General features: G+C 66.4%; 24 protein-coding genes. 10 read left to right on the top strand and 14 right to left on the bottom strand.

Going from position 1 to position 25,429, the window contains the following annotated elements; translation table 11 throughout:
• Positions 1-266 precede the first annotated feature (266 nt).
• The 3 genes from E8M01_RS23120 to E8M01_RS23105 form a co-directional block, all read right to left on the bottom strand.
• Complete coding sequence (locus tag E8M01_RS23120; RefSeq protein ID WP_170182037.1) at positions 267-1,109, bottom strand: ABC transporter permease; 843 nt, start codon at positions 1,107-1,109, stop codon at positions 267-269.
• Complete coding sequence (locus tag E8M01_RS23115) at positions 1,087-1,944, bottom strand: ABC transporter ATP-binding protein (protein ID WP_136962318.1); 858 nt, start codon at positions 1,942-1,944, stop codon at positions 1,087-1,089. The genes E8M01_RS23120 and E8M01_RS23115 overlap by 23 nt, the downstream gene beginning before the upstream one ends.
• 67 nt (positions 1,945-2,011) lie before the next feature.
• Positions 2,012-3,130: an ABC transporter substrate-binding protein gene (locus E8M01_RS23105; protein WP_170182036.1), complete on the bottom strand. Its 1,119-nt coding sequence runs from the start codon at positions 3,128-3,130 to the stop codon at positions 2,012-2,014.
• A 273-nt stretch (positions 3,131-3,403) separates the two neighbouring features.
• Here E8M01_RS23105 and E8M01_RS23100 point away from each other — a divergent pair, with 273 nt between their 5' ends.
• The 5 genes from E8M01_RS23100 to E8M01_RS23080 all read left to right on the top strand — a co-directional run bounded on the left by E8M01_RS23100 (position 3,404) and on the right by E8M01_RS23080 (position 7,937).
• Positions 3,404-4,561 carry a M24 family metallopeptidase gene (locus E8M01_RS23100; protein ID WP_136962315.1) on the top strand — a complete coding sequence of 386 codons (1,158 nt, stop codon included), beginning with the start codon at positions 3,404-3,406 and terminating at the stop codon, positions 4,559-4,561.
• Positions 4,562-4,702: 141 nt separating this feature from the next.
• A complete protein-coding gene (locus E8M01_RS23095) occupies positions 4,703-5,356 on the top strand; it encodes an NADPH-dependent FMN reductase (protein WP_136962314.1) in 654 nt (217 codons plus the stop codon).
• A gap of 5 nt (positions 5,357-5,361) precedes the next feature.
• Positions 5,362-5,688 carry an antibiotic biosynthesis monooxygenase family protein gene (locus tag E8M01_RS23090; protein WP_170182035.1) on the top strand — a complete coding sequence of 109 codons (327 nt, stop codon included), beginning with the start codon at positions 5,362-5,364 and terminating at the stop codon, positions 5,686-5,688.
• A gap of 67 nt (positions 5,689-5,755) precedes the next feature.
• On the top strand, positions 5,756-6,925 hold the full coding sequence (gene argE / locus E8M01_RS23085; RefSeq protein WP_136962312.1) for an acetylornithine deacetylase: 1,170 nt from the start codon (positions 5,756-5,758) through the stop codon (positions 6,923-6,925).
• A 73-nt stretch (positions 6,926-6,998) separates the two neighbouring features.
• Positions 6,999-7,937 (top strand): LysR family transcriptional regulator, encoded by a 939-nt coding sequence (locus tag E8M01_RS23080; RefSeq protein ID WP_136962311.1) that lies wholly within the window; start codon positions 6,999-7,001, stop codon positions 7,935-7,937.
• 4 nt (positions 7,938-7,941) lie between these two features.
• On the opposite strand, the gene E8M01_RS23075 is transcribed toward E8M01_RS23080, so the two are convergent.
• Positions 7,942-9,096 carry a M24 family metallopeptidase gene (locus tag E8M01_RS23075; protein ID WP_136962310.1) on the bottom strand — a complete coding sequence of 385 codons (1,155 nt, stop codon included), beginning with the start codon at positions 9,094-9,096 and terminating at the stop codon, positions 7,942-7,944.
• Positions 9,097-9,130: 34 nt separating this feature from the next.
• Positions 9,131-10,216, bottom strand: a complete 1,086-nt coding sequence (locus tag E8M01_RS23070; RefSeq protein WP_136962309.1) for an LLM class flavin-dependent oxidoreductase — start codon at positions 10,214-10,216, stop codon at positions 9,131-9,133.
• A gap of 329 nt (positions 10,217-10,545) precedes the next feature.
• Between E8M01_RS23070 and E8M01_RS23065 the strand changes: the two genes are divergently transcribed.
• The gene (locus E8M01_RS23065; protein WP_246088396.1) at positions 10,546-12,192 is read left to right on the top strand and encodes a SulP family inorganic anion transporter; all 1,647 of its coding nucleotides are present in this window, start codon (positions 10,546-10,548) and stop codon (positions 12,190-12,192) included.
• A gap of 100 nt (positions 12,193-12,292) precedes the next feature.
• Here E8M01_RS23065 and E8M01_RS23060 read toward each other — a convergent pair whose 3' ends face one another.
• The 5 genes from E8M01_RS23060 to E8M01_RS23040 all read right to left on the bottom strand — a co-directional run bounded on the left by E8M01_RS23060 (position 12,293) and on the right by E8M01_RS23040 (position 16,203).
• A complete protein-coding gene (locus E8M01_RS23060) occupies positions 12,293-12,916 on the bottom strand; it encodes a LysE family transporter (RefSeq protein ID WP_136962307.1) in 624 nt (207 codons plus the stop codon).
• A gap of 88 nt (positions 12,917-13,004) precedes the next feature.
• Positions 13,005-13,526, bottom strand: coding sequence for a methylated-DNA--[protein]-cysteine S-methyltransferase (locus E8M01_RS23055; RefSeq protein WP_136962306.1), 522 nt, complete (start codon positions 13,524-13,526; stop codon positions 13,005-13,007).
• A 132-nt stretch (positions 13,527-13,658) separates the two neighbouring features.
• Complete coding sequence (alkB, locus tag E8M01_RS23050) at positions 13,659-14,309, bottom strand: DNA oxidative demethylase AlkB (protein ID WP_136962305.1); 651 nt, start codon at positions 14,307-14,309, stop codon at positions 13,659-13,661.
• Positions 14,310-14,751: 442 nt separating this feature from the next.
• Positions 14,752-15,522, bottom strand: coding sequence for a DUF2182 domain-containing protein (locus E8M01_RS23045; protein WP_246088395.1), 771 nt, complete (start codon positions 15,520-15,522; stop codon positions 14,752-14,754).
• A gap of 48 nt (positions 15,523-15,570) precedes the next feature.
• Positions 15,571-16,203 (bottom strand): DUF1326 domain-containing protein, encoded by a 633-nt coding sequence (locus tag E8M01_RS23040; RefSeq protein WP_136962303.1) that lies wholly within the window; start codon positions 16,201-16,203, stop codon positions 15,571-15,573.
• Positions 16,204-16,722: 519 nt separating this feature from the next.
• On the opposite strand from E8M01_RS23040, the gene E8M01_RS23035 reads away from it, so the two are divergent.
• The gene (locus tag E8M01_RS23035; protein WP_136962302.1) at positions 16,723-17,085 is read left to right on the top strand and encodes a hypothetical protein; all 363 of its coding nucleotides are present in this window, start codon (positions 16,723-16,725) and stop codon (positions 17,083-17,085) included.
• Between the two features lie 30 nt (positions 17,086-17,115).
• Here E8M01_RS23035 and E8M01_RS23030 read toward each other — a convergent pair whose 3' ends face one another.
• A complete protein-coding gene (locus E8M01_RS23030) occupies positions 17,116-18,030 on the bottom strand; it encodes a LysR family transcriptional regulator (protein WP_136962301.1) in 915 nt (304 codons plus the stop codon).
• A 35-nt stretch (positions 18,031-18,065) separates the two neighbouring features.
• Positions 18,066-19,031 carry an IS481 family transposase gene (locus E8M01_RS23025; RefSeq protein WP_136959355.1) on the bottom strand — a complete coding sequence of 322 codons (966 nt, stop codon included), beginning with the start codon at positions 19,029-19,031 and terminating at the stop codon, positions 18,066-18,068.
• Positions 19,032-19,139: 108 nt separating this feature from the next.
• Between E8M01_RS23025 and E8M01_RS23020 the strand changes: the two genes are divergently transcribed.
• From E8M01_RS23020 to E8M01_RS23010, 3 genes are all read left to right on the top strand, one after another.
• Positions 19,140-19,715, top strand: coding sequence for a hypothetical protein (locus E8M01_RS23020; protein ID WP_136962300.1), 576 nt, complete (start codon positions 19,140-19,142; stop codon positions 19,713-19,715).
• 65 nt (positions 19,716-19,780) lie between these two features.
• Positions 19,781-21,970 (top strand): xanthine dehydrogenase family protein molybdopterin-binding subunit, encoded by a 2,190-nt coding sequence (locus E8M01_RS23015; protein WP_136962299.1) that lies wholly within the window; start codon positions 19,781-19,783, stop codon positions 21,968-21,970.
• A 24-nt stretch (positions 21,971-21,994) separates the two neighbouring features.
• Positions 21,995-22,441, top strand: a complete 447-nt coding sequence (locus E8M01_RS23010) for a (2Fe-2S)-binding protein (RefSeq protein ID WP_136962298.1) — start codon at positions 21,995-21,997, stop codon at positions 22,439-22,441.
• Between the two features lie 3 nt (positions 22,442-22,444).
• Here E8M01_RS23010 and E8M01_RS23005 read toward each other — a convergent pair whose 3' ends face one another.
• Entirely contained in the window at positions 22,445-23,590 is a 1,146-nt protein-coding gene (locus tag E8M01_RS23005) for an extracellular catalytic domain type 1 short-chain-length polyhydroxyalkanoate depolymerase (RefSeq protein ID WP_136962297.1), read from the bottom strand.
• Positions 23,591-23,788: 198 nt separating this feature from the next.
• Positions 23,789-25,294, bottom strand: a complete 1,506-nt coding sequence (locus tag E8M01_RS23000) for a serine protease (RefSeq protein WP_136962296.1) — start codon at positions 25,292-25,294, stop codon at positions 23,789-23,791.
• Between the last annotated feature and the right edge of the window lie 135 nt (positions 25,295-25,429).

Raw genomic sequence — 25,429 nt, 5'->3', positions numbered from 1 at the left:
AATAAGTTCTCTTTATGTTCTAGTTTGCCGACCGCCGCAAGAGCCGGCCGGGCGCTCGCCCACAAGCCTGTGTCTTGGCCGCGAGCGCGGGCAGATCGACCAACCGGCGGCGATGTTCACCCGGGACCTTGACGTTCCACATCAGCGACGGCGAGCATTCCCCGCCGCTTCTGATGTTTCGATTCAGATTCCGCGTCGGCGCAAAATCGTTGCTCGATCAATGACTTGCCGCAGACTGTGGATCGCCGGCGTCTGCGGCCCCACGCTCACAGGCCGTTGCGCGCCTCGATGTTGATCCAGAATACGCAGCGTCGCTCCAGCCATTTCAACGAGCCGTGCAGCGCCACCCCCATAACCGAAAGCACGACAAAGAGCGAGAAAGCGCCGGCGATGTCGAGTTGATAGTTGGCCTGCAGGATCAGGAAGCCGAGGCCATAATTGGAGCCGACGAATTCGGCGACGATAGCGCCGATCACCGCCAGCACGATCGCGGTGTTGAGACCGGCGAAAATGAACGGCAGGGCATTGGGAAAGCGGACATAGCGAAAGATCTGCCACCGGGACGCGGCGAGCGCGCCGAGCAGGTCCAGCCGGTCCTGGTCGATCGAGCGAAGGCCCGCCATGACATTGACCAGCACCGGGAACAGCGAGACCAGGGCAACCACCAGGATCTTCGAGGTTATGCCAAAGCCGAACCAGACCACCATGAGCGGCGCGATGGCGACCTTCGGCACGGTCTGCAACGCCACCACATAGGGATAGACGATGCGCTCCATGGTCGGGAACACCACGATGACGGTGCCGAGCGCCAGGCCGAGCAGGCTGCCAATGGCAAAGCCGACGACAGCCTCGAACATGGTGACCGCGGCGTGGGAGAAATACAGGCCCGTCACGAGCCCGGACCAAAGCGCCTGGACAATGGCCGATGGCGCCGGCACGAGAAAGCCCGGGACGTCGAGCAGCCAGATCAGGGCCTCCCAGGAGCCCATGAGGCACACGAAGACCGTCAACGGCATGCCGAAACGCGCCCACAGGCGCCGATTGGGCTGCTCGGCCGTGACCAGGGCGCCGGCTTCGGCGGCTTTGTCACCAGTCAGAACTTGATCCATTGCTCTCCCCGGCAACATAGCTTCCCAAGAGCCCGCGAATTTCGCGCACCAGCGTGCCGAACTCCGGCCGCAGCATGTCGTCCAACGTGCGCATGCGTGGGATGGGATTGTCGATGACCTTGAGGACCCGGCCGGGCCGCGGCGACATGACGACGATCCGGTCGGCCAGGAACACGGCCTCGGGGATCGAATGGGTGATGAAGATCACCGTCTTGCCGCTGGCGCTCCAGATCCGCTGCAGCTCGGAATTCATCTGTTCGCGGGTGAGCGCGTCGAGCGCCCCGAAAGGCTCGTCCATCAACAGCAGCGGCGCATCGTAGACGAGCGCCCGCGCGATCGCCGCGCGCTGCTGCATGCCGCCCGACAACTCGTTCGGATAGGCCTTCTCGAAGCCGCCGAGGCCGACGAGCTTGAGCAGGTCGAGCGCCCGCTCGCGACCGGCGGCCTGATCCTGTTTCAACACGTCGATCGGCAGCATGACATTGTCGAGAATGGTCCGCCACGGCAGCAGGACCGGGCTCTGGAACACGATGCCGACGTCGCCGCGCGGCTTCATCACCTGCCGGCCATGGACGGCGAGCCGCCCGGCGGTCGGCGGACGCAGGCCCGAGACGAGCTTGATGAGGGTCGACTTGCCGCAGCCGGAGGGACCGACAATGGCGATGAATTCGCCGTCGCGCACCTCCATCGACACCTGATCGAGGGCATGGACGGCGGCCGCGCCGCGGTTGAACACCATGCTGACGTTCTGCACCGAGAGCGCGCTGACCGGCGGCCCGGCCGCCTGGGCCGCCGTCGCCCGCGTCACCAGCTCACTTGCGATCACGCTTGCCATTCACGCCCTCTCCTTCACGTCCGGCCGGGAACCGTTTCGCGCCGGCCCCGCCGACAATCCCTGGGGTTCAGCGCGCGGCCCTGGCCACGGCGACCACCGCATCCTGGTCGAACCTGTTGACCTCGGCGGTGAGCTCGTTGGTGAACAGCGCCTCGATCGCGACAGGCCTGTCCTGCAGCTTCTGGTCGATCAGGAATTTCTGCATCTCCTCCCACTGCCGGGCGGTCATGTCGCCCCAAGGCACGGACTTGTCCTTGTAGTCCTTCCACAGTTCGGCGGTGGAGCTCAGGATATAGGCCGAGCGCTTCATCGCCTCGTCCTCGGTCAACCCCTGCGGCTTGCCGAACATGGCCCAGAACTGGCGCACGGTCGCGGCCGGATTGACCTCGGCGAAGATCGAGGATTTGGCGATGCCGCGCAGGGTCTTGATGACCGCCTCGCGGTGGTCCTTCAGAAAGGCGGTATTGACCGCGATGACGGCGCTGGGCGCGTTGCGGGTGAAGCGACGAAACTTGAAGCCGAGCGTCTCGATCAGGGCGTGCTGGGCGCGGAACAACGAGAGCGCCTGGATGCGCCCGGCCCGCAGCGCAGCGGCGGCCTGGGCGCCGTTACCGACCGGGATCAGGCCGACCGATGCATTCGGATCGAGGCCGGCATCGGTCAGCGTCGCCCGCAGCGAGGGAATGGCGCCGGAGGCCAGATTGGCGACACCGATGGTCTTGTCCTTGAGATCGGCCACCGTCTTGATCGCGCTGTCCTCGGGAACCACGATCTCATAGATGTTGCCGCGATCCTGCAGATAGACGGCCGTGATGGGCAATTGCGGGTTGCGCGCCTTGGCGAGGATCAGCACATCCATGCCGATATAACCCATCTGCACCTGGCCAGCGGCGATCAGCTGGAGCGTCGCAGCCGAGCCTGCGGCCGTACCGAATTCGACGTCGACACCGTCGTCCTTGAAGAAGCCGAGCGGGTTCCCGAGGAACAGGAAGCCGTGATAGGCCTCAACCGTTGCGGAAGCGCCCCACAGCCGCACCTTCGGCCGCCCCTGCGCGTGCGAGGCGGGAGCCGCCAGCATCATCGAGAGCGAAGCGGCCCCGAGCGCCAGGCTGCGCCGGGTGAGGCTCGCCTCGGCCTGCATGCAGCGATCGACCGCGTTATCGGCAGCGCGTGTTTTTCCCGACATCGAACATCCCCTAATCGTCTTCCCCGAGCGGCCTTCGGCCTGTCGCGAGCCAGCCGGCCTGTCGGCCTGCCGGCGGTGCGCCGTGTCGCGAGACGATCTCGTGAGGCGCGATGGCGAGATTGGATCAACAGGCGGCGCCCGCATAATGCCAAGGGGCTATAACTGCTATAATCTAAAGGCTTTAGACGGCCCGCCCGGCGGGTCGCTAGGGTCGGCGTGATCCCGAGATGCCCGCGGCGCTGGATGCGCGCCTGACCCGAGGACCGCGCCACCATGTCGAAAGCCGATTTCTCCAGCGCCGAATTCGCCGCGCGCCTGCAGCGGGTGCGCCAGGCGATCGCCGCGGCCGAGCTCGATTGGATGGTATTGTTTCATCCGGTCTCGATCCACTGGCTGACCGGCTCGGATGCCAAGAGTTATCAGGCCTTCCAATGTCTGATCGTTTCGGCCGAGGACCGGCCGGGCGTCATGCTGACGCGCGAGTCCGAGCGTTATGAATTCGAGCAGGACGCCCTGATCGACCAGCTCGAGACCTGGGGTGGCGCGGAGCCGGAGGACCCGATCGATGTGTTCGAGCGGATCGCCGGCCGGCTCGGGCTGAAACGCGGCCGCGTCGGCATGGAAGTGCCCGCCTATTACCTGCATCCTCACCACTATATGCGCGTGAAGACTTTCCTCGGCGCGGCGCTCAAGGCGGAGCCGAGCAATCTGGTCCATGACCTCAAGATGGTGAAGTCGCCGGCTGAGCTCGCCTATGTCAGGCAGTCGGCGCGGATCGCCGACGAGGCCCTCGAGGTCTTCGTCGCGCATCTGAACGAGGGAACGGCCGAACTCGCCATTGCGGGGGAAGTCTATGCGGCGCTGCTCAAGCGCGGCAGCGGCCTGCCGGCGAGCACGCTGAACCTGGTCTCCGGCGAGCGCTCGTGCTTCAGCCATGGCGCGCCGACGGAACGCCGGCTCCGGCAGGGCGATTTCGGCAATGTCGAATATGGCGCCGCCTTCAAGCGCTACACCGCGACCATCGGGCGGCAATTCTGCATGGGCATGCCGACGCCGCGGATGAACGAATTGCACGCCATCGCGCTGGAAGCGGCCGACGCCATGATCGGCGAGATCCGCGACGGCGTGCCGGCGCTGGCGCCGCACGAGGCAGCCAAGCGGGTGATCGGCCGCGAGGGCCTGGACCGCTACCGGATCCACACGTCGGGTTATGGTCTGGCTCCGGGATTTCCGCCGTCCTGGGGCGAGCCGGTCAATATGTTCGGCGGCGCCACCTACACGCTTCGGGCCGGCATGGTGGTCTCGGTCGAGCCGCCGATCTTCATCGGCGAGGAAGGGCTCGGGGTCCGCCTGATCGACAACGTCCTGGTGACCGCGACCGGCGCCGAACTGCTGTCGCGTCAGCCGCGCGGGCTGATCATGGCCGGCTGAACGGCGCGCGCTTTCACCATTTCAATTATAACAGCTATAGGTGCTTTGCCTTGGACGTATAGGTGAGCCGACCGCACAGTGGGGCGATGCAGCTGCCCTCGGCACTGCCGCAGAGCAACCGAAGCCCGTGCGAGGACGTCCATGCGCCAGGCCCCACGCCCCCTCATCCTCGGCATCGGCGGCACGCCGCGCGCCGGCTCGTCGACCGAGCGTGCCCTGGCCTTGAGTCTCAGGGCGGCCGCCGAAGCCGGCGCCGACACGCTGCTGATCGGCGGCCCCGAGCTGATGCTGCCCATGTACAATCCGGGCGAAACGGACCGCTCCCCCGAAGCGGCCCGCCTGGTCGATGCCTTCCGCCGTTGCCACGGCGTGATCGTCGCCTCACCGGCCTATCACGGCACCTTGTCCGGCCTGGTCAAGAACGCGCTGGACTATACCGAAGACCTGCGCACCGACGACCGGGTCTATTTCGATGGGCTGGCCGTCGGACTGATCGTCTGCGCCGGCGGCTGGCAGGCCGGCGGCCAGACCCTGGCGACCCTGCGCGGCATCGCCCACGCGCTACGCGGCTGGCCGACGCCGCTCGCGGCCATGCTCAATACCTCGACCCGCCTCTTCGACGATGCGGGGGAGTGCCTGGACCTCTCATCCAAGTTCCAGTTGCAGGCGGTGGGCCTGCAGGTCGTCGAGTTCGCACGGATGAAGATCGGCGCCCGCGTCACATCGGCAGCGCCGCCGCATGCGCCGATCGCCGGCCCGGACGGGCCGTCCCGCCTGTCGCTGTCGAGAGGATGACGCCGATGTTCGTTCGCATCTATTGGGGCAAGATCTATCCCGGCGCCTGGAGCTCGATCGAGCAGAAATATCGGGATCTGATGGCTGTCGAAACGCCGGGCCTGCTCGGCCGCCTGGTCAGCCAGGACGTCAACGACGCCGAGAGCATGTTCACCATCACGCTGTGGCGCGACATGGCGAGCGTGCAGGCCTGGGAGGCGTCGCCGGTCTATGCCGAGACCTTCTCCGCTGCATTGAAGCCATTCATCGTCGGCTCGCAATCGGTCTCGCTTTGCGAGGTCAAAGTGGCGAATATTCAAGGCCTGCTGGAATCGTTCCGCCCGGCGACATGAGCCTGCATCGCCGGAGCCTTGGCTCGGGGTGCGTCCCGACCATGCCTTTGACCTCTCGGATGCCCTTATGTCCCCTGCCCCCGTCACCTTGACCGCGCGCGCCATGCTCGACCGGCTGGTCGGCTTCCCGACGGTGTCGAGCGTCTCCAATCTCGACTGTATCGGCTTCATCAAGGACTACCTGGCAAGCCACGGCATCGCGAGCCGGCTGGTGCCGAGCCCTGACGGCACCAAGGCCAATCTCTACGCGACCATCGGGCCTGAGGTGGCAGGCGGCGTGGTGCTGTCAGGCCATACCGACGTGGTGCCGGTGGAGGGCCAGGCCTGGACCAGCGATCCCTGGACGGTGACCGAACGCAACGGCCGGCTTTACGGCCGTGGCACCTGCGACATGAAGGGCTTCGACGCACTGGTCCTGGCGGCCGTCCCCGCCATGGTCCGCGCCAAGCTGACCCGGCCGATCCATATCGCCCTGTCCTATGACGAGGAGGTCGGCTGTATCGGCGCGCCCTTCATGGTGGCCGAGATGGTCAAGACCGTGCCGACGCCGGCCGCCGTCATCGTCGGCGAGCCGACCCGCATGCAGGTGGTGACCGGCCACAAGGGCTCGCTGTCGTTCCGCACGCAGGTGACCGGCCATACCGTCCATTCGAGCCGCATCGACCAGGGCGTCAGCGCCGTCATGGTGGCGGCGAGGCTGATCACCTGGCTTGCCGACACCATGGCCGAGAATGCCCGTCGGGCCGATCCGGCCAATCCGTTCGAGCCGCCCTATACGACACTTCATTGCGGCACGATCCATGGCGGAACGGCGGGCAATGTGGTCGCATCCGACTGCGTCTTCGTCACCGATATCAGGGCCATTCCAAGCGAGGATCCAGCGGATTTTCGCGACCGCTACCTCGCCTATATCCGCGACGTCATCGAGCCCGAGATGAAGCGCATCGCGCCGCATTCGGGGGTCGAACTGGTGCCGCGCGCCTTCGTGCCCGGCCTGAAACCCGAGATCGACGGCGCTGCCGAGCGCATGGCGCGCCGCCTGACCGGCGACAATGGCGTGCATGTCGTGTCCTACGGCACCGAGGCCGGCCAGTTCCAGGAGCCCGGCTGGTCGACGGTGGTCTGCGGCCCCGGCGACATTGCCCAGGCGCACCAGGCCGACGAGTTCGTCGAGATTGCCGAATTCGAGGCGGGCGAACGTTTCCTGGCGCGACTGATCGAGGATTGCTCGGCATGAGGCCCTGTCCCCTTGCGTTCCGGCATGGTCCTGCGTCGTGCTATGCCTGAAATGACCTGAGGGGACGCAAGACTTGGATATCAGAGCGCTCCGCTATTTCCAGACGGTCGCCGAGAGCGGCAGCTACAGCCGCGGCTCGGAGCTGCTGCGTATCTCGCAGCCGGCGGTCAGCCGCACCATCCGCAATCTGGAAGACGAACTCGGCCGTCCGGTGTTCAAACGCCACGGCCATGGCGTCACGCTGACCGAGGCCGGCAAGCTGCTGCTCGAGCGCAGCCAGTTGCTGCTGCGCCAACTGGAACAGACCAAGGCCGATATCCGCAGTGGCCATGCCGGCCTTTCCGGCGTGATTTCCTTCGCGGTGCCACCGGCCGCCGGCCATTTCATCGCGCCGCCGCTGGTCGAGCGGTTCGGTGAAGCCTATCCGCACGTCTTCCTGAAGATCGTCGGCGGCTTCAGCGGCTATATCCACGAATGGCTGGTGCGCGGCCAGGTCGATCTCGCCTGCCTGCACGATCCGGTGCCGCAACGCGGCTTCGAGGTGACGCCGCTGCTCAACGAAGAGGTTTACCTGGTCGGCCGCGCCGGCAGCCTGGGTGCTTCCGTCGGCCGCATCCGCACCGAGGATCTCGCCAAGCTGCCGCTGATCCTGCCGAGCCGGCCCAATGCCTCGCGCCGGCTGCTCGACAAGTGGACCGCGGCGCGCGGCATTTCGCTGTCGGCCAAGGTGGAGGTCGACGACACCACCATCACCCGCGCCATGCTGCGCCAGGGCGTCGGCTTCAGCCTGCTCACCCGTGGCGCCATCGAAGGCGAGTTGAGCCGCGGCGAACTGGAGATCCACTCGTTCGAGCCGCCGGCCTATTGGCCCTTCGCCATGCTCACCTGCCAGAACGTGCCGCGCACCGACATTCAGCACACGCTGATCGGCAAGCTCGCCGAGACGGTCAAGGAGGTGGTGCGTGATCTCGTCCAGTCCGGTGTCTGGTCGGGCGAATTGCCGCCCGAGTGACGGGTCACACGACGATCAGATCGCGCGACGCGCGGCACAACCGTTCGGCACCGGTCTCGGTGACCAGGACATTGTCGACCAGACGCGCACCGAGACGTTCTTCGCCAAGAAAGACGGGCGGACAGACGGATAGCACCATGCCCGCCTCCAGCCGGTATGGGCTGCCGCCGAAGAGATGGATCGGCTCGCCCGATGCCGGCGGGAAGCCTGGCGCCACCCCATAACCCGAGATGTGGACACGGGCATGATCAAGCCCGGCTTCCGCGATCACGCGCTTGGCCGCCTCGTGGGGCACGGTGGCCGGCACGCCGGCGCGGATCGCCGCAATAGCGGCGTCGCTTGCCCGGCGCGCCACATCGTAGAGCTGCAGCATGCGTGCTGAGGGCCGGCCGATCGCGAACTGCCGGCCGATCGACACCGAATAGCGCCGATAGGGCACGCAATATTCGGCATTGCCGAAGTCGCCCGGCTCAAGCCGCCTTTCAGTCGGCGCGCCATGACTGAAGCCGGCGCGCGGGCCGGACACCAGATTGACCGGTGTCACCGGCTGGCCGCCGCCGGCGGCAAGCAGCGCCTGATAGATTGCAGCAGTCACCTCAAGTTCGCTGTGGCCGGGGCGAAGTGCGCCGACCAAGGCCTCGACGGTCAGGTCGGCGATGGCCGCGGCCTTGCGGATGAGGACAAGCTCGCGCGCCGACTTCCTGAGCTTCAGGTCGTGGACGAGGCTGCTCGGCTCGGCGACCAGGGCATCGCCCAGCAGTGCCTTGATCGCGAGATAATGGTGCGGATGCAGATAGAAGGCCGGCACTTCCATGCCAACGCGGGCGGCCGGCAGCCCCAGCCGACGCGCCAGAATCGCGAAGGCCGCCAGCGGGTCTTCCGGCTCCGGGCCCCCCCAACAGACCAGCTCGCCGGTCAGCGCGTCGTCAAGGATTTCCGCCTGTTCGGACAGCCTGGTGAACATGATCGGGGCGACCCCGGCCGCCGGCACCAGCAGGCACTGGAAGGCCTGGTAACCCTTGGCGTCCGAGCCGGTCAGCCAATGGATCGAGACGGGATGGAAGAGCAAAAGCCAGTCGAGGCCGGCATTCGCCATCGCCTGACGGACACGCACCAGCCGGTCGTCGAACTCCTCGGGCGGAAAGTCGGATTTCGACATGCGCGGACAGCCTCTGGCGTGGCGAACGGGTGGCTCAGACCGCGATGGCATAGTCCTTGTCGGCAAAGCGCGGGATCACCTTCTCGCCGATCAGCTCGATCGAGCGCATCACCTGGTCATGATTGGTATTGCCGGCCTGGATCATGAAGATCATCTGGTCGAGGCCGCAATTGGCCCATTTCTCGACCTGGCGCGACAAGGTGTCGGCATCGCCGCCGAGCGCCATGCCGTTCTCGATCAGGTCGTCATTGCTTAAGCCTGAAATGCGCTCGCGCACCTTGGCGACGCCGCCGGCCGTGGTGAAACGCATGTGATTGAGTTCGGCATCGTTGTCGCCGTAGTACCAGCGCGCCGCGGCGCAGGCGAGTTCGCGCCCGACCCGGTCGTTGTCGTGGCAGCAAGCAATGCCGAACACCGCCACCTGGTTGTTGACCACCTTGCCGATCTGGCTCGACCGGTCGCTGCCGGTGGCTGCCGCCCGATAGCGCTGGACCGCCGCCTTGGTGTCGTCCTGGCTGTTGCGGGTCACCCCGATGACACCGAAACCCTGGCGCCCGGCGAATTCATAGGTCTCCAGGTTGGTCGCGGCGATCCACAGGGGCGGATGCGGACGCTGGATCGGGCGCGGCGTGACATGGCGGGCCGGCAGGTCGAAATGCTGGCCCTTGTAACCGGTGAAGAACTCGCCCTCGTACATTTTCAGGATCGCCTCGAGCGATTCCTTGCCGAGTTCGCGCCCCTTGGCCGGATCCACTCCCATGCCTTTCAGGATGTAGGAGGTGGTGCCGCGGCCGGTGCCGAACTCGACCCGGCCATTGCTGAGGATATCGAGGGTTGCGACACGCTCGGCGACGCTGAAGGGATTGTGCAGCGGCAGAAGCACGACGCCGAGCCCCATGCGCAATGTCCTGGTGCGTTGGCTGAGCGCGGCCAGGAACATGTCGGAGGCCGGCGCATGGCCGATCTCGATCAGGAAGTGCTGCTCGGTGATCCAGAAATATTCGAAGCCGGCGGCCTCGGCCGCAACACCCTGGGCAAGGCCATCCCAATAGGCGTTGCGCTCGGTCGTCTCGGTCCAGGGGCGAGGCATCTGGATCTGCGTCATCAGACCGAATTTCATCGCGCTTTCCTCAAACGGTGGCAGCCCGATGATTGCTACGATGCAGCGGCACGCAGGTCTAAGAGAGAGATCCTATAAGTGCTATAACCGGATCGTTCAGTCGGCGGCGACGCCGACCGCCTGTGTTGACCTGCGATCCATTCCTCCCCCGATAGTCGCACGCGTTACCCTTGCGACAACACGACGTCGCATCGACTGCACTCGGCGCTCGGGTGGTGACTTAGCGCTGTAGCGCATCGGCCATTTCGGCCTATGGTCGCCGGATGAATGACCAAGCTTCCGGATCTCATGCCCGGTTGCCTCCGGCCGGCTCCCAGCCGGGGCCGGCATTGCCCGGTTACGCGGCCTTCGGGCGCGACGTCCTGACCGGCCTGACGCTCGCCGCCATCACCATTCCCGAACAGATGGCGACCGCCAGGCTCGGCGGCTTCGAACCGCAGATCGGCTTCTATGCCTTTGTCGGAGCAACGATCGGTTTCGCACTGGCCGGGGCGAGCCGCATCCTCACCGTTGGGGCCGACTCGACCATCACCCCGATCTTCGCCGGCGCTCTCGCGGCCCTGGCCGCCTCAGGCACCACGACGCTCGCGTCTGCGGCCGTCACGCTCGCGCTCATCGTCGGCGCCCTGCTGATCATCGGCGGAACGCTCAGGCTCGGCTGGATCGCCGATCTCCTGTCCGAGCCGGTGGTCACCGGCTTCCTCGCCGGCATTTCGGTTCATATCGTCGTCTCGCAATTGCCTGGCCTGTTCGGACTGGCCGTCGGCCCGGGCGACATGTTCGGCAAGCTCTCCGCCATCGCAACCCAGCTCGCCGCGATCAATCCCTTCTCGACCGGCATCGGGCTTGGCGTTCTCGCGATCATGCTCGTCTCGGAGCGGATCAGCGGCCGCATCCCCGGCGCGCTCATCGCCCTCGTTCTGGCAACGCTTGCCGTGGTCGCTTTCGATCTTCAGCGGCGCGGTGTCGCCGTGCTCGGCACCTTGCCCGGCGGCCTGCCCCATCCGGTCATGCCCGATCTCGGCCTGGAGGATCTGCGCCAGCTTCTGCCGCTGGCGCTGACGGTTGCGCTGGTCATCATGATGCAGACCGCGGCGGTCAGCCATTCCTTCCCCGACCCGGGCGGACGACCGCCCGACATCGACCGCGACTTCGTCGGCGCCGGCGCGGCCAATTTGGTCGCCGGGGCACTCGGCGCCATGCCGGTCAATGCCAGCCCGCCGCGCACCGCCGTGGTGGCCGAGACCGGCGGCGTATCACAGGCGGGCCCGCTGGTCGCGGCGGCCCTCGTGCTCGCCCTCGTCCTGTTTGGCGGCCAGCTGCTCGCCCATGTGCCGGAGGCGGCGCTCGCCGGCGTCCTGCTGTTCGTCGCCCAGCGCATCTTCCGGCTCGGCACCATGGTCACGATCGCCCGGCAAGCGCCGGCCGAATTTGCGCTGATCGCGCTGACGGCTGCGGCCATCATCGTCCTGCCGATCCAGGCCGGGGTGGCCATCGGTATTGGCCTGTCGCTGCTGCACGGCGTCTGGATGACCACCCAGACCCGGCCGGTCGAATACCGGCGGATCCCCGGCACCACCGTCTGGTGGCCGCCCGATCCGCATGCGCCAGGCGAGTTGCAGCCGGGCGTCATGGTCATCGGCTTCCAGGCGCCGCTGCTGTTCGCCAATGCGCGGACCTTCCAGAATGGCGCGGCCGGGCTCGTCTCGGCCTCGGGGCGGCCGCTGGCACTGGTCGTGCTCGAGGCCGGCGGCATAGCCAATGTCGACTATACCGCGGCGATGGCCTTGCGGGCGCTGATCGCCACCTGCAAGGCCTCCGGCGCCGATTTCGCCATTGCCCGGCTGGAGTCGGTACGCGCCCGGCAGGCGCTCGACCGGTTCGGCATTCTCGCCGATCTCGGCCCGGACAAGCTGTTCCGCAGCGTCCAGGAGGCGGTGGCGACATTGACCGACGCCACGCCCGCGCCAAGATAGCGGCCAGGCTATCGCGAGCACGTCATGATCCCGTTCGGCGATCTGCGCGGACGTCTCGACTTTTGAGCGGATGTCGACCGCTCGCCGGCGAGGTCAGCTGTCAGCGCGCGACCGCCAGCCTGACGCCCAGCAGGATCAGCAGCACGCCGACGGCACGGTCGATCCTGGATTTGGCCTTCCGGTAGCCGGCCTGGATCGCGGGCACCGAGAAGACCAGGGCCAGGCCGCAATGCCAGAACGCCGACAGCGCCGCGACCAGGGCAACGGCCGCGCCATAGACCCATGACGGCGCATGGGCCGGCAGCATGACCGCGAAGATACTGCCGAAAAAGGCCGCCGCCTTCGGATTGGTGATGCTGGTGAGGTAACCGCGCCGGAATGCCGCCCAGGTGCCGGCCCGATCGACCGGCGGCACATCGACCGCCCGGCCTGGCTTGGCCGCGCCAAGGATCATCGAGAGCCCGATCCAGACGAGATAGGCGGCGCCGGCAAGCCTGATGCCGGTATGGAGCCAGGCAAGCCGGGTCATCACGACGCCGAGGCCGAGCATGGTGACCAGGGCCCAGGTGAAGGTCGCGCCGGCGACGCCCAGGCCGACCAGGACGCCCGCCTTGCGCGACACGGCGATGGCGGTCGAGGAAATCACCACAAAGACCGGACCGGGACTGAGGCAGGCCAAGAGAAACACGCCGCCGATGGCCACCAATGTCCCGACATGATCCATGGACCGTCCTCCTCCGCGCGGCATGCCCGCCGCGCCACCTTGAGCAGTGGCGCGGCGCTTTGTCCATGCCGTGTGTACCGGCTCCTGCTCAGGCGAGCTGAAACGCCGAGGCCGCCTGCTCGCGCGCGACCAGTTCGCGCTTGCGCTTGAAGCCCCAGCGATAGCCCGCCAGCGCGCCGTCTTTCTTCACCACGCGATGGCACGGAATCAAGATGGCGATGGCATTGGCGGCGCAGGCTTCCGCCACCTCGCGGGCCTCGCGCGGCGCACCGAGCCCGGCGGCGATCTCGCCATAGCTGACAGTCCGGCCGGCCGGGATCCGGCGCAGCGCGTCCCACACCCGCATCTCGTAATCCGTGCCGCGCGGATCGAGCGCCAGGTCCGGATCACGATCCGGGTGATCGACGATGTCGATGAGCTTGCCGACGGTCCCGGCGAGCCCAGCCACGTCCTCGACCACCTGGGCGTCGGCGAAACGCTCGCCCAGCGCCTTGACCAAAGACGGGCCCTGCTCGGCGAATTCGAAGGCGACCAGGCCACGATCGGACGAGGCGGCGATGAACGCGCCGAGCGAGCTTTGCCCGAAGGCATAACGAATGGTTTCGGTCATTTTCATCTCCTCCTTGTCAGTCCACTTGAACTGCGATCGAAGGTAGGTCGTAGGGGGCCGACTTGCGCTCCGGTCCTTGCTTTCAAACTGGATTTCACACCGGCGGCGCTTTGGCCGCGACGACCGGCGGCCTCAAAGCGCCTTGCGGAACGTCAGGTTCAGCCTGACCCGGCCAACCGTCAGATGCTCACCGTCCTTGAGCGCGGGGACGCCGTGATAGAACAGCCGCGACGGCCCGCCCCAGACCACGACGTCGCCGTGCCGGAGCGGGATCTTGCGCACCGTGTCGGTCCGGCTGAGGCCGCCGAACTGGAAGGTCGCGGCAAGCCCAAGCGAGACGGAGACGATCGGGTTGTCGAAGTCGCGCTCGTTCCGGTCCTGGTGTAGCGACAGGCGGGCGCCCGGTTGGTAACGGTTGATCAGGCAGGCATCCGGAACGAAACCGGGATAACCGGCCTCGTCAGCCGCCTCACGCGCCAGCGTCAGGAACACCGCGGGCATGGGCGGCCAAGGCTTGCCGCTCTCCGGATCCTTGCCATCGTAACGATAGCCCCGGCGGTCGGTGACCCAGCCGGCCGCGCCGCAATTGGTCATGGCGACCGACATTTCGAAGCCGCCCGGCGTCACCATGTGGCGGAACGGCGCCTCGGCGACAATGCCGTCGAGTGCTGTCAGCAGCGCCGTTTCGAGCGGCAGCGCCCAACCGCGCAGGATGACCGCGCCAGGCGCCAATGGCTCGCGCTCTGGCGCTTCAGGAGCTTCGTTGCCGAAAAGGTCGTTCATGTCAGTCGATCCCGCCTGTTGCGTCGATCGGCCGCCTCTTGAGATAGGGCACGGCCGCGCGAGCTTTGCCGGGGCCGCAAGTAGACAGCGTCAAGCGTCAAGACACTCCGTCTCTTGCTTTCAAATCCAGTGGCTGCCGGGACGGATGGCGAAAGGCTGATCGCGGGGTTGGTGACACTGAAAGGCATCGGCCGCCGGACGGTCGAGATGCGACTCATGTTTTCGCTGGAACGCCCGGACGTGCTGCCGGTCGACGATTTCGGCGCCAGGGAGGGCTATCGGGCGCTCAAATCGCTCGACGAAACACCGAAGCCGAGGGCGCTCCGCGAGATCGGCAAGGCCTGGGCGTCCCGTCGTGCCGTCGCCTCCTTGGATCCTGGACGCATGCCGCGCGTCCGCGGCAATGTGCCGACGCGAGCCAGGCTCCGGAAAAGCCGCTCCGTCATCGCATCAGCCCGCCGAGGGTTGCGCCGCCCCAGGCGATGAGCAGGATGCCTGCCGCACGCCCGATCCAATGCCCCGCGGGAGCCAGTTTCTCGATCATCACGAAGACGGCGAGACCGGCGATCCACAACAGGTTCATGACGCCGCCGACAAAGAGCAGCAGCATGAGCATCCAGCAGCAGCCGAGGCAATAGCTGCCGTGGACGATCCCCATGGCCAGGGCGCCGCGCGTTCCCTCGCGCCAATGCGTCATGACGAAATCGAGCGGCGACCGACATTGCCGGAGGCAGGCCTGTTTGAAGGGCGTCCATTGATAAATCCCCGCGGCGATCAGCACGCTTCCGGCGACAGCGATGCTCGTCGTTTCCATCATCGGCGAGAGCAGGGCGGCCTGTTCCAGAGCGAATTGCAGCGCGACGGCCGCCAGGCTGAAGGCGGCCCAAACGGCGATGTAACCTGATGCGAACACGCCGGTGGCCGTCACCGGATCGCCCTTGTCCCGACGCCGCCGCGCGATGGAGCCATAGAACAGGATCATCGGAGCTGCGCTCGGCAGCATCATCGCCGCCATCATGACCGCCCACATGGCGAACAGCAGGCCGGCATATGCGGGCGTCCACGCGCCCATATGCATCGGCATCAGCATGCCGTCCATCTCGTGCACGCCCATGCCGGCGCCAGCGATCAGGTAGGCCCATGCCAGCACCGTGACGGTCAGCATGGCGCCGACGACAAGAATCCGATCCCGCCGCAGCAGAGCCTCGATCATCGGGTCACCCATCGCTCGAGCCTGGACCGCCCCGCCGTCATGCGACCCTTAAGCTGCGACCCCCTCAGGCGTCTGCACCACATGGGCGAGCGAACTATGCGTGCCCTTGCTCTCGAACTTGATGGCGCCGGTGCTGCTGATATTGGCCGATGCGATCTCGGCCTCGCGGTGCTCGAAGCCCTCCGGCATGACCACCTGGATGCGGTGCGGCGCGCCGGTGACCGGGTTCTTGATCGGTTCGACATCGGTTTCGAGCACGCCGGGGATGCTGACACGCGCGGTCCGCGCGCCCTTGTCGAACTGGAACGTGACGGGGGCGAAGATCGGGTCGTGCATCTTGGTGACGATCAGGCTGACAATATGGAAGAGCGTGCCTTCCGCCGAATTCTGCCCTGACATGATGGCGAACAGCGCTTCACGCTGCGCCGGGGTTGCCCGTTCGTCGATGATCGGCTGGGCCTGGCCGTTGCCCAGATGCAGGGCGCCGGGAAAGGACACGGTGACGAAGAAGCTCAGCTCGTCCAGGGTGACGTCGTTGAAATGGCCCTTGGTGATGCGCAGGCCGACCATGCCCTCGCAGTTGCCGTTGGTCGGCAACGCGTTGAAGTCGCAGGGGCACCCGAACGCACAGATGCAGTTCTTGATCCACTCGCCTTCGAGACGCCAATTTGCCTGAGCCATCGGATGCCTCCTCAAGTGAAGTCGGCCTCCTGCTTTAGTTCGACAAGAAAGGGTCCATCGACCCTCGGGGCCGAAGCTTCAGATTACAGCCATAAACACCTGGCGACAATGTGAAATGCCGTTGCACTTGCGCCACCAGATCGTCAGGCAAGCACCGGATACCTTGCCTCCTTTGCCTTCCGGTCCGATGCCAGCATGGCGGCGAATTCGGCATGATCCCCCAGTTGACGCCGGTGATGTTCAGTTCCTCCCCTGGCCTGGTGAACCATGTCCGTGACGCGGCCTCGGTGAAGGCCCGGAGCAGAGCCCCGTCACGCCTGGCGATCGGCGAGGAAGACCGTCTCGCTCCGGTGCCGTCAGTCGATCCGAACCCGGACCAGGTGAAGCCAAGGATTGACCTGCCCACGTGACCTTATTCTACCCGCATCTCGTCCACGAAACCGTCTGAATCCTTGCCTAGCTCGACAATCGGCCCGTGCCGGTCGACCGACACGGGCGGACCGATGGGGTGAGACTTTCATGCGCGAAGGCATGTACGGCATCGACTTCACCACTGGCGGCGACGCCGGCATGGGGATGTTCATTTTCGAGGGCGGCCGGGTCTATGGCGCCGATCGCGGCACGGCACGTTATGACGGCAGCTATGAGATCGATGCCGCGACGAAACTGGTGCTGCTGCACCTGAAAGTGACCTTTCCGGCCCATGTGATGACCGTCTTCGGCCTGGAATATCCGTTCGAATGGTCGGTCGATTGCGAGGCGGCGCTCGACCCGCTCAAGGACGAGGACCAGGTGCTGGTCGCCACCTCGATCGGCCAGCGCCTGATGGCGCATTACCTGTTCCTCAGGCCCCTGCCCGGCGCGCCCGCCTTCGTGCAGTGAACCCAGGCCGATACGACTGGCGAGCGCCCGCTACAGGCTCTCGCGAATACAGCCGATGAGCCAGTCCAGGCCATGGTCGCCGACGGTTCGCTGGTGGCGCAGCAGCGACACGGTATAGTTGTCGATCGGCATCGGCGGCGCGAAGCTGTCGAGATCGAAGAACGGCCCGAGGCGTGCGGCAAGCCGTGCCGGCACGGTCGCGATGCAATCGCTGGCCGCGATGATGGCGAGCGAGGTCGAGAACAGCGGCACGCTGGTCCGCACCCGCCGCTCGCGCCCGATCCGCTGCAGCGCCATGTCGACGGAACCGCGGACATTGCCGCGGAACGACACCAGCACATGGTCGAGCGCGCAATAGATCTCGAGCGTCAGGCCCTGGCCCAGCGCCGGATGGCCCTTGCGCGCCACCACCGCAAAACTCTCTTCGAACAGCGGCTCGGCGACGATGCCCTCGGGCAGCCTGAAGACGCGGCCAATCGCGAGATCGATGGTGTTGCGCCGCAAGGCTTCGAAACGATCGGCGCCACCGCCGAATTGCCAGGTGGCCCGGCACCCCGGCGCCGCGGCGGCAAGCCGGCCGGTCAGCGCCGTGGTCAACAGGCTCATCACATGGTCGTTGGCGGCGAGCCGAAACAGCCGCTGCGCGCCGCCGGCATCGAACGTGCCGCCTTCGCTGATGGCGGCCCGCAGCACTTCGATCACGCCCTCGATGCGTGGCGCGAGTTCGAGTGCGCGCGGCGTCGGATCGAGGCCGTCGGACCGGCGCGTGAACAGGGGATCGGCAAAGACGACGCGCAGGCGCGACAGGGCGTGGCTGATTGCCGATTGGCTCAAGCCCATGCGGGCGGCGACGTCGGTCGTCTTGCGACGCCGGACCAGTTCGGCGAAGACCAGCAGCACGGTCAGGTCGAGCCGCCTGATATCGATGAGATCACGATCCTTCATGCAGCGTTTTCATTTTCATTGAGATCGTGGCCACCCTAGCTGTTTAGTCCCGGCATTTGATGGAGTGGATCGAGCCTGAATCGTTGAGGCTCTGTTGTCCAGAGTTTGCAGATGAATTCGTAGGGTGTGAGGCCCTTGAGGGTCTTCAGCCTCCGCCCGAAATTGTAGGCGCTGACGAAGTCGGCGAGATGCGCTTCGAACTGCCGGTGGCTGTCGTAGTGGTAACGCTTGACGGTGGCTTCTTTGATGGTGCGGTTCATGCGCTCGACCTGGCCGTTAGTCCAAGGGTGCTTCACCTTGGTGAGGCGGTGCTCGATGCCGTTCTCCTGGCAGCGCATGCCGAACATGTGCGTCACGTAGCGCGCCGTCGGACCATCGGCATACCGTGGCGGGAAGGTGAACTGGATGCCGTTGTCGGTGAGAACGGTATGGATCTTGTAGGGGACGGCCTCGATCAAGGCCGAGAGGAAGGCTGACGCGGAGGTCCGCCCCGTCTTCCTGACGATCTGTACGACGGCGAATTTGCTCGTGCGATCGATGGCGACATAGAGGTACAGCTTGCCCTCAGCGGTCTGCACCTCGGCGATATCGATGTGGAAGAAGCCGATCGGATAGGATTTGAACTTCGTCTTCGCCGGCTTCTCGCCTTCGACCTCGGGCAGGCGGCTGATCCCGTGACGCTGCAGGCAGCGGTGCAGGGATGACCGCGTCAGCGTCGGGATCGTCGGCTGTAGCGCATAGAGGCAGTCGTCGAGCGGCAGCAAAGTATGCTTCCGGAAGGCGACGATCACGGCCTCTTCCTCAATCGTCAGCACTGTCGAAGTCGGGTTCTTCGGCCCGGTCGGCACATCGGTCACCGAGGTCCGCTTCTTCCACTTCGCGACCGTCTTCTGGTTAATCCCGTAGCGCTTAGACAGAGCCCTCAGGCTCTCTTGACTATGTTGTATCGCTCGACGGACCGCCTCAGTCGTCGTGGCGCTCCCGTGGAGAACCTGGCCCATAGCGCGTCCCTCGATTCCTGCATCGAGATTGCACCATCAAAGCCCGGGATCAAACACCTAGCTTGCGCTTCGTCGAACGGGAAGTGGCCCCGTCGGGAGGCGCAGGCAATGGCGATCAGCCGGTATCGGGGGCAACAGCTTCGGCGATTTGCGGCCATCGTGGCGGTCGCCGCCGCGGCCAGCACGACGGTCCTGGCGCAACCCTCGCCGTCCGCCATCGGCCATCCTTTCGATTCGCTCGCCGCGGTGCTGCAGAGCCCGCGTTGCCTCAACTGCCATCCGCGCGGCGAGCGGCCAGCCCAGGGCGACCAGGGCCGGCCCCATGGCATGAATGTCCAGCGCGGCCCTGACGACCACGGCCATGCCGCCATGACCTGCGCGGCCTGTCACGGCGAGCGCAACAACCTGGCGTCGGGCGCGCCCGGCGCGCCGCACTGGCATGTCGCCCCACGCAGCATGGGCTGGACCGGCCTCGGCGCCGGAACGCTATGCCGGACGATTCTCGACCCGGCCAGCAATGGCGGCCGGTCGGTGGATGATCTGGTCCGCCATATGACCGAGGACAAGCTGGTGCTGTGGGCCTGGACGCCGGGCGGCAAGCGCCAGCCGCCGCCGCTCGGGCGCGCCGCATTCGAGGCGGCGCTCAGGGCCTGGGCCGCCGCCGGCGCGCCCTGTCCGAACTGACCTGTGATCAGCGCCCAACCTTCCATCGGCGCCCAAGTGAATCGAGCTGAGCCCATGGAGCCGAGATGAACCAGCAACTGATTGAACCGGGCGACCTGCCCACGACGCGGCGCGGGCTGATCGGCGCCGGCCTGGCGGGCCTGACCGTGCTGGTTGCCGGGCGCCTCGGCACCGGCGCGGTTGCCGCCCAGGTGGCCGGCGGCGCTGCCGTCGCCATCAATGCCTGGATCGCCATCGGGCGTGACGGCCGGGTCAGGCTGCAATGTGCGCATTCCGAGATGGGCCAGGGCATCGTCACGACCTTCGGAGCGATCCTCGCCGACGAGCTCGGCGCCGACTGGGCCGCCTGCGACGTCGTCTTCTCGGCCGCTGGCGCGGCCTATCGGCATCCGCTCTATGACTGGCAGTTCACCGGCAATTCGGAGTCGGTCCGGACCTATCACGGGCTGATCCGCCGGATGGCGGCGGCCGCCCGCGAGATGCTGGTGGCGGCTGCCGCTGAGCGCCTGCGGGTGTCGGCGGCCGAATTGACCGTCGAGGCCGGCCTCGTCCGCCATGGCCGCTCCGGCCGGGCGATCGGGTTCGGCGAGATCGCCGAAGCCGCCGCCCTGCAGCCGGTCCCCGCCGAGCCGAGGCTGAAACCCGAGAGCCAATGGCGTCTGGTCGGCGGCGGCCGCTCGCTGCCGCGCCGCGACATTCCGACCAAGGTGACGGGCGAGGCGGTGTTCGGCACGGACGTCAAGGTGCCGGGCATGGTCCATGCCGCCGTGATGAGCGCGCCGATCATCGGCGGCAAACTTGAAGGCTTCGACGACGCCGAGGCCCGAAGGGTCGCTGGCTTCATCGCCACCGTGCCGCTCGGTGGCGCGGTCGCCGTGGTGGCCGAGCACTATTGGCAGGCGCGCATGGCGCTGGAGATGCTGAAACCCACCTGGCGGCCGGGCCCCGGCGGCGAGTTCGACGACCGGAGCCTGCAGGCGCGTTATGACGCCGCCATGGCCGCGCCGGCCGACTGGGTGGTCGCCGAGCGCCACGGCGAGGCTGAAACCGCGATGGCGGGGGCAAAGCCGATCGAGGCGACCTATCATTCGCCCTGGCAGGCCCATGCGCCGATGGAGCCGATGAACGCCACGGTGTCGGTGACGCCTGACGGCGTCACGGTCTGGGCACCCACCCAGGGCACCCAGATGACCCAGGTCGTGCTGGCCGGCGTGCTTGCGGTGGCGCCCGAAAAGGTAACGGTCGTCAGGACCTATCTCGGCGGCGGTTTCGGCCGCCGGCTGATCGCCGATTTCGCGGTCCAGGCCGCCCTTTGCTCGAAAGCGGTGGGGCGGCCGGTCAAGCTCATCTGGTCGCGCGAGGAGGATATTCGGCAGGACTGGTTCCGCCCCGCCTTCGAGCAGAGGCTTGCCGCCGTGCTCGATACGCAAGGCCTGCCCAGGGCCTTTCATCACCGGCTGGTCGCCCCGACCATCCTGGCGCCGGTCTCGCCGGTGCCGATCAAGCCCGGCATGATCGACACGCTCTGCGTCGAAGGACTGGTGGAGCATCCCTATGCGGTCGCGCACCGGCGCGTCGACTACAAGATGCTGGAGCTGCCGATCCCCACCATGGTGCTGCGCACCACCGGTCACGGACCGAACAATTTCGCGCTCGAATCCTTCGTCGACGAACTGGCGCTTGCCGCCGGCCAGGATGGCTATCGTTATCGCCGGCGGCTGCTGGCCGGCAACCCGGCGGCGCTCGCCGTGCTCGATCGGGCGGCCGAGCTCAGCGGTTGGAGCGCCCCGCCCGCCGGCCGCTATCTCGGCATGGCTTTCGCCGATTGTTTCCGCGCCTATCTCGCCCAGGTGGTCGAGCTGTCGCTGGAAGGCGATGCCTTCAAGATCCATCGGATCGTCTCGGTGGTCGACCCCGGCCGGGTGCTCGACCGGGTCAATGCCATCTCGATGATCGAGGGTGGCGTGGTCTGGGGCCTGTCGAGCGCGCTCTATTCCGAGATCACCTTCGAGGGTGGCACGACGCGCGAGACCAATTTCGACGGCTACCGGGTTGCCACCCTGCCCGACGTGCCGGAGCTCGTCACCGACTTCCTGGAAAACCGCGCGACGCTCGGCGGTCTCGGCGAGGTCGGCCCCGTCGGCATTCCCGCGGCGCTGTGCAACGCCCTGTTCGCCGCGACCGCCAAGCGCCACCGCACCCTGCCATTGTCCCGCCAGGGCGTGTTCAGCGTCCACGGCAAGGCGTCGGGTTGACATGACCTGCGGCTGAGGAACCCCATGACCCACTTCTCATTCAAGCTGAACGGCCAGCCGGTGACTGTCGATGTCGATCCGTCGACCCCTCTGCTCTGGGTGCTGCGCGACCATCTCGGCCTGACCGGCACCAAATTCGGCTGCGGCGCGGCGCAATGCGGGGCCTGCACCGTGCACGTCGCCGGTGATGCCGTGCGCTCCTGCAGCATGCCGATCGACGCCCTTGGCGCGGCCGACGTGACCACCATCGAGGGGCTGGCGCAAACCCGCTTCGCGACATTGCAGGAGGCCTGGATCAGCCACCAGGTGCCGCAATGCGGCTATTGCCAGCCGGGCTTCCTGATGGCCACCGCCGCACTGCTCGCCAAGACCGCCAAGCCGACGGCGGAAGATCTCGACAATTCGATCACCAATATTTGCCGCTGCGGCACCTATCGGCGCATCAGAGAGGCGATCCTGAGCCTCGGCTAAGGTTCAGCGCAACAGGCCCGCCGCCTTCAGCGCCTTGACGATCACCGTATTGACGTCGCCTGGACGCTGGAGCCCCGGGTCTGGCTGCGCCATGTCGGGGGCCAAAGGCATGGTCATGCGCCGCGGCGGGGCCACCGGGCGCGGCTTGTCGACCTGCCCTGGTGGAATCAGACCCCAGAAGGCCGCGATGTGGCGGGTCGAGGCGAGGCCGGCATCAAGAAAATAGGGACCGGTCTCACCGCCGCCCTCCTGCGAGGGATCGACCGGCACGCCGTGGCCCATGCCGGCAATGGTGACGAGTTCGACGACGCCGCCGTTCGGTCCGCTCCAGGTCAGCCGCTCATGACCTGGCCCAAGCACGCGTTTGGGCTCGACCTCGCCAATACCATGGACATTGGTCCACTGCTTGACGAGCTCATGGGCATTGCCGATGCGCACCGTCGGATCGTCGATGCCGTGCCAGACTGAAACCTTGGCCCGGGGGCCCTTGTATGGCGACGCCGCGCGGACGCGATCGCCCCAGGCTTCGGCCTCGTGGCTGCTGGCGCCGTTCATGCTGGCAAAGGCCTCCTGGACATTGCCGGCCACACCATAAGGCAGCCCGCCAATGATCGCCCCGGCCGCGAACAGCTCCGGATAGGTCGCCAGCATGACCGAGGTCATGGCGCCGCCGGCCGACAGACCGGTGACGAAGACCTTGCCGGCATCGAGCCGGTGGTTGCGCAGCATCCGCTTGATCATTTGCTGGATCGACAGCGGTTCGCCCTGGCCTCGCGCGATGTCGCCGCGGCGGAACCAGTTGAAACAGGTATTGGGATTGTTGGCGCGCTGCTGTTCGGGGAAGACCAGCGCGAAGCCGGCCTCGTCGGCAAGCCGCGACCAGCCCGAGCCATGGTTGTAGCCGGCCGCATCCTGGGTGCAGCCATGCAGCACGACGACCAGCGGGGCGTCAGCGGGCAGACCGTCCGGGACATAGGACAACATGCGCAACCGGCCGGGATTGGAGCCGAAATCAAGGGTCTCGGCGAGTGGGATCGCCACGGCGGAGGCATCGCCCGGAACCGCCGCATTCGCCGCCGACGGCAGCGAAGCGTACCAGTTGCGCCTTTGGCGCATGAGGCTCGCAAGCGAGGCAGAAAGACCAGACATGGTGGCACCCTGTGATCGAGTGCGCCCGAAGACGCTGCATCGCAACATGTTTGCTGCGACGCAACATATTGGGTCCGGAAGTGGCTTTGGCAACCCGATTGCGAACCGCGCTGGGGCGGGCAAGAGCTCAGCGCACCGATTGTTAAGCATCTTCAGCGGGCTGGCGAAGGCTTGCCCTGGGCAAAAAATCGGGGATCGTCAACGCTTGATGCAAGCCACCTGCTGAACCGCCTCTTGTGTGGAGGCGACGATCTCCACGGGCTCGCGGCGAGGCGCGTCATTGGCCGCGAGTGAAGCGGACAGGCCATGGCGGCGGAGGAAGAGCTCGGCCAACTCGGAACGAATGGCGAAATTCACTGACTGAGGAATGTCGCCGCTAACTTGCGCGACACGCGTCGCATTGAGTTTGGAAGTCACCACGCCAACCAGACGACCGCTTCGGTCCAGCAGGGGGCCACCGGAATTTCCTTGTTGAACGGCAGCGGTAATCTGGATGAAGCGGCTATCGCCGCCGATTCCGGCCAGAGCGGAGACATCGCCGCGGGTCATATTGATGCCGTTGCCAAGGATGTCCTGGAGCGGAAAGCCAAGTGCGATGATCTCCTCGCCGATCGCAGGCGAGCGCGCGGCAAACGAAATGGGCGAGGCAGGTACCCGCGCTTCGACCTTCAACAGAGCCAAGTCATTGGTCTGATCGGCGTCGATCAGGCGCGCTGCGCCGAAGACGCCGATGCCGATCGCGCTGCAGTTGGACACCACGTGAGCATTGGTCAGAAAATGGCCTTGCGCCGATACGAGGAAACCGGTGCCGGTCGAGATACTCTCGCGGATCGGTTCGGATGGCCCTCCGACGCCGGCCGGTGCTGCAGCCGGTGCCGGAGACGGAGCATCGACCGGTGGCAAGGGCTGAAGGTTTTGCGAGGGCGGCGATGGCAAGGCCGCCATGGATCCGCGCAGGCTCGCGAGATCCGACTGAGCTTCGGCGACGCTTGGCCCGTCGGCATACGGCTTGAAGTCACTCGACATGGCGGACACGACCGGCCCCAATATGCTGGTCAGGGCCGGGTCATAGCTGATCGCAAAGCCACGCAGAGAAGATCCGGAATCGTGCATGCGCACGTAATAACTGCGCCCGCTCTGTTCAGATCCGGCAATGACAAACCAATTGCCGCGAAACACCTTGTAATGAGCGGGAGGGCGGCTCCTCAGCGTCATCTCGTAGTGCTGCTGCAGGCTGCGCTCGCCGGTCGGGACATTCATGGTGACCAGATCGATGTCGCCGGCTGGCGACCGGAACCGCGTGCCACGCCGGACCGGTTCGGCAGAGGAAATCAGCGCCGACGGCAGGCCGATCATCGTGCCGGTCGCATTGTCTCGGAGCGTCCGATAGCCGACGCCGCCACGGACCCTGGCGGCATCCGCCAACAGTCGATCGAGCTCATCGGGCCGAAGCAAGCCAGTCTCCGGCCGTCCGAGCCGCCGTTGATATTCGCGAATGGCGGTAATGGTTCTCGGGGAGATGTTCCCGTCGGCAATGGCCGGGAAGGTGTTGACCCAAATCAGGCTCCGCTGCAACCCGACGCGCACCCCCAGATCCAGCCGTCCATAGAAGCGGAGCAGATCCTGCTGGGCTTGCGCGGGCACCTGGCCCAAGGCCGCTGTCGCCACGACAAGCAAAAGATAACGGACAACGCGGCCAAACATACTACCTCCCGACGCATCCTGCGCCTTACTCAACTCTCAAGCCAATACTGTCGCGAGACAAGTGATTTTCTCGCGAACGGTTATCGACCAAGTGCAGGTCGGCATGAATAGGGTGGCACGGGCGATCGATGAGGG

Source organism: Phreatobacter stygius (assembly GCF_005144885.1).
GTDB classification, from domain to species: Bacteria; Pseudomonadota; Alphaproteobacteria; order Rhizobiales; family Phreatobacteraceae; genus Phreatobacter; species Phreatobacter stygius.
The sequence above is the reverse complement of the archived record's forward strand: the minus strand, read 5'-3'. Positions and strand labels throughout refer to the sequence as shown.